The following is a 4,500-nucleotide window of genomic DNA, read 5'->3' as shown; positions in this document are numbered from 1 at the left end:
ATATGTTATTTAATATTGAAAAACTATTTCAAATTATGATACTTTGTTACTGATTGAAAATCAAAAAAATTCCTTCAATTTTTATTCCTCAAACTTGCCCCAAACATTACGCGACAGTGACTATCTTGGCTTATAGTTTGAGTGGAAAAAATCACAATAAATCAATAAGCACAAGGGGTTTTGCGTCATTTGATTTATTGTTTAGTGTTTTGAGGGTTGTAGCTAGTGACAATTATCCACAGCGGCATTTGGATGGGTAGAATGAAGCTCGACAATAATAACCAAATAAAAAAGAAAAAAATAGTATTGAAGAATACTTTTTAAGACTTTTTTTAAGGTGCAATAAACGCACTAATAAGAAGGTCCTTTTTGTGCACCTTTGCTTTGAGCCCATCAAACACACCCGGCGCCCATAGATGCGAATAAGCGCTACCCCACAATCATTCAATATCCGATGGCCCTCGTAAAATAGCCTAAGGTCCAATTGATGTAATCAAGCTTGCTGCTCTCAATCCCCTTGCTCTTTCCAGTCAATGGCTTTAATGGCCAAGTTATAGTAAAAGGACATAAATAAATGGGCCCGCGCCACAATGCTCCTCGCATAGTCGGCAGGTTCTACTTTCTTAGTGGCCTTATCGATTGATGCTTAGCAACGGTTATACATGGGGATGTTTAAGATCATCCATGCTAAATTAAGGCGGCTAATCGAGTAGCCTGATCAATTGCATGCCGAGCGTCTAATTCCAAGGCTTTATAAGCCCCCCCCACTAAATGCACTGATTTGCCTAAGGCTTTTAGAGGAGCAAATAAATCATTAAGTTCTGTTTGGCCAGCACAAATTACCACTGTGTCCACCGGCAGTACTTCAGATTTTTCCTGGACGGTAATATGTAAACCTGCATCATCAATAAGATCATAGCTTACCCCGGCAAGCATTTTCACCTGCTTGTGTTTAAGACTTAAACGGTGTATCCAACCTGTTGTTTTCCCTAAGCGCTGTCCTAATTTTTCTTTTTTTCTTTGGAGCAAATAAACCTGGCGAGGACTAGGTGGGATTGCTGGTGATTTTAAGCCGCCGCGGTGTTCACCATTAATATCAATTCCCCATTCATTATAAAATTCATCTGCCTCAATTTGAGGTGAGGTCGTGAGAAACTCAGCCACATCGAAACCAATTCCACCTGCACCAATAATGGCAACCCGCTCACCGACTTGTTTCTTGCCAGTAAGCACCTCAATATAGCTAACCACTTTTTCATGCTCAATACCTGGAATGTTAGGCCGTCGTGGTTTTATCCCTGTTGCTAAAATAACTTCGTCAAAACCAGCTAAAGAATCGACGGTGGCTTGCGTGTTCAAATGCACTTTAACCTTATGCTTATTCAACTGATAGTTAAAATAATTTAAGGTGTGTTGAAACTCCCCTTTACCAGGAATTCGTTTGGCTAAATTAAACTGACCACCGAGTTGCTCACCTTTTTCGAACAAACTGACTCTATGGCCCCGCTCGGCCGCTAAGCTCGCAAAAGCAAGGCCTGCAGGACCTGAACCTACCACAGCTATATTCTTTGGCTTATCGGTTGCTTCATAAATCAATTCTGTTTCATTGCACGCGCGCGGATTTACCAGACAAGATGCTGTTTTATTAACAAATACTCTATCTAAACAGGCTTGGTTACAGGCGATACAGACATTAATTGCCTCAGACTCTCCACGTTTAGCTTTTGCTACAAATTGCGGATCAGCTAAAAAAGGCCTGGCCATAGAAACCATATCAGCAATTCCAGATTCAATTAATTGATTGGCTAACTCAGGTGTATTAATTCGATTCGAGGTAATAACCGGAATACTCACCTCTTTTTTCAAATGGTGGGTTACAGGCGTGAATACAGCTGCAGGAACCATAGTAGCAATCGTCGGAATACGCGCCTCATGCCAACCAATTCCAGTATTTATAATCGTTGCCCCAGCTTCCTCTACCGCCTTAGCTAGAATAAGAATTTCTTCCCAGCTGCTACCTTTGGCGATTAAATCTAACATGGATAATCGATAAATAATAATAAAATGCTCGCCTACGACCTCTCTTACCCGGCGAATAATTTCTAGCGGAAAACGAATACGTCGTTCATAGGTACCGCCCCATTCATCACTACGTTGATTGGTATGCGCAACAATAAATTGATTGATTAGGTAGCCCTCGCTGCCCATGATTTCCACACCATCATAACCTGCAGCTTTGGCTAAGCGGGCGCAACGAGCAAAATGTTCAATTGTTTTTTTAATGCGGGTTTGGCTCATAGCCCAAGGTTTAAAAGGGCTAATAGGCGATTTAATTGCACTTGGCGCCACGATGAAGGGGTGATAGCCATAACGGCCAGCATGTAAGATTTGTAGCGCAATTTTCCCACCGGACTCATGGACTGCGTGGGTTATTACTTCATGCTTCTGCTGTTCTTTACTATTGGTTAACTTAGCAGCAAAAGGAGCAAGACGACCAGCACGATTAGGAGCAAAGCCCCCGGTAACCATTAGACCTACCCCACCTTGCGCACGTTCACGATAAAATTGAGCTAAGCGCTCTAAACTTTTATCTTCCTCTAAGCCTGTATGCATAGAGCCCATCAGGATGCGGTTTTTGAGTTGGGTGAAGCCTAAATCAAGGGGTTTAAACAACGAATTAAAAGAACTATTAACAATGCTCAAATCCATGAGTACTCTCTAAGTAATTAAAATACTAGAGAAAGTATAAACCCAACTCGTTATACAGCAACCACTTTTTTGTCAATTTCAGTACTAAGCAGTATTTTGTTTTGAAAGTGATGGGCAATGATGGCGCCGAATAAGGCGATAGCCCCTCCTATTAAAGAGAGGGTTGAGGGTTGTTCCGCTAAGAAAAAATAACCTAAAAGAGTTGAAGCAAAAGGAAGGGTGTACAAACTGGTTGAGGCCTTAGCAGCTGGTATTTTCTTCAATACATAAGTCCATGCTGAATAGGCTACGGCCGCAGGAAAAATACCCATATAAATCACCACCGCAGTAGACTGATAACTGGCATGAGGCAATTCATTAATTAAACTGGGCAGATAGATGAGCAATAATACGGTGCCTCCCCAGATCACCCAAGAAATTACCCGGATAGAACTGTACTTTTTTAAAAACCGCTTTTTCATGATAGTTTGAATAGCGCCGACTAAAGAGGAAATCAAAATAAATAAAATACCTTGAGTCACGCCTTCTTGGCTGTCTTCCCCTAAGGAAAGCAAAGACAAACCTAGCATACTAAAAAAAATTCCCGCCCAAGTCCCTAGGTTCATTCGTTCGCGTAAAAAGATTAAAGATAATAAAACCGTAAAAATAGGCATCAAACCAATTATAAAACTGGCAATGCCAGCAGAAACACTTAATTCCCCATAATTTAAACAGATATTATAAATGCCAATCCCGGCCATACCCACGATCATTAATTGGATACGTTCGCGCCAAGGCATCCTTGGTTCATTAGTTTGATTTTTATAAAGGATAGCCATGCAAAAGGAGGCTATTAAAAAGCGTAACAGGGCAAGTGAACCTGGGGTATAACTGAGCAAAGCCAATTTAATTCCAACAAAAGCAGAAGCCCAAAGCAAGATAGAACTAATCAAAACGCAATTCACTTTAAAAGCTTGCATTGGGTATCTCCTTAGTCAAAAAGGACATAATTTTAACACAAAATTAAGAAAATAAAACTGCCGTGGACTGGTTATTTTTAATTAGCATACCGTTTTTTTGGCTGTTGTCGTACAATGTTATAAAATTGGATTAACTCATTGAAGGATGAAAAATGTTAAAAAAAACAATTCTCTTATTAGCTTGTCTAGTGGCCCTTAGTGCAAGCCAAGCGGCCGAATTAAGCGCTACTATTAACGATACCAAGAATCAAAAAGCGCTAGGTACTGTACATTTTTCAGAATCAGCTTATGGGCTTCTTATTACACCCAAGCTCAGCGAGTTACCGCCCGGCTTACATGGCCTACATTTACATCAACATCCTAATTGCGGTGATCATGGAAATGATGCTGGAGGCCATTTTGATCCCCAACAGACGAACAGTCATCAAGGACCTTATGGCAAAGGCCATTTAGGTGATTTACCAGTGCTTTATGTAAGTGCGGATGGAAAAGCGACTACGCCTATTTTAGCCCCACGGTTAAAACTAAGCGATTTAAAAGGTTTAACGGTTATGGTACATGCCAATGGCGATAATTATAGCGACAACCCACCTCTTGGTGGTGGCGGAGCCCGGGAAGCCTGTGGTGTTATTCAATAATTATGAATCGGTTGGGTTATTAACCCAACCTGCCCATTTTCTAACTTGCTGCTCTTTGAATATCTTTACCAGCATGCAGGGTCACCTCATGAAAAATTTTGAGATAAGATAGTGGTTAAAATAGAATCATCCCATCCAGCATTTTTTCTGAGCCGCTTAATAGATTGCCTTTTCATCTGATTTTTAGTTAATTG

Annotated in this window: 3 protein-coding genes; 1 reads left to right on the top strand and 2 read right to left on the bottom strand. The window is 40.8% G+C overall.

Annotation, left to right across the window (positions count from 1 at the left end; all coding sequences use genetic code 11):
• Positions 1-687: 687 nt before the first annotated feature.
• Entirely contained in the window at positions 688-2,709 is a 2,022-nt protein-coding gene (locus tag ELY15_RS13705; protein WP_127100989.1) for an NADPH-dependent 2,4-dienoyl-CoA reductase, read from the bottom strand.
• A gap of 50 nt (positions 2,710-2,759) precedes the next feature.
• Positions 2,760-3,668 carry a DMT family transporter gene (locus ELY15_RS13700; protein WP_127100987.1) on the bottom strand — a complete coding sequence of 303 codons (909 nt, stop codon included), beginning with the start codon at positions 3,666-3,668 and terminating at the stop codon, positions 2,760-2,762.
• Between the two features lie 152 nt (positions 3,669-3,820).
• Between ELY15_RS13700 and ELY15_RS13695 the strand changes: the two genes are divergently transcribed.
• Positions 3,821-4,306 carry a superoxide dismutase family protein gene (locus ELY15_RS13695; RefSeq protein ID WP_127100985.1) on the top strand — a complete coding sequence of 162 codons (486 nt, stop codon included), beginning with the start codon at positions 3,821-3,823 and terminating at the stop codon, positions 4,304-4,306.
• Positions 4,307-4,500: the final 194 nt, after the last annotated feature.

This window comes from Legionella sp. km772, assembly GCF_003989735.1.
Taxonomy (GTDB): Bacteria; Pseudomonadota; Gammaproteobacteria; order Legionellales; family Legionellaceae; genus Legionella.
The sequence above is the reverse complement of the archived record's forward strand: the minus strand, read 5'-3'. Positions and strand labels throughout refer to the sequence as shown.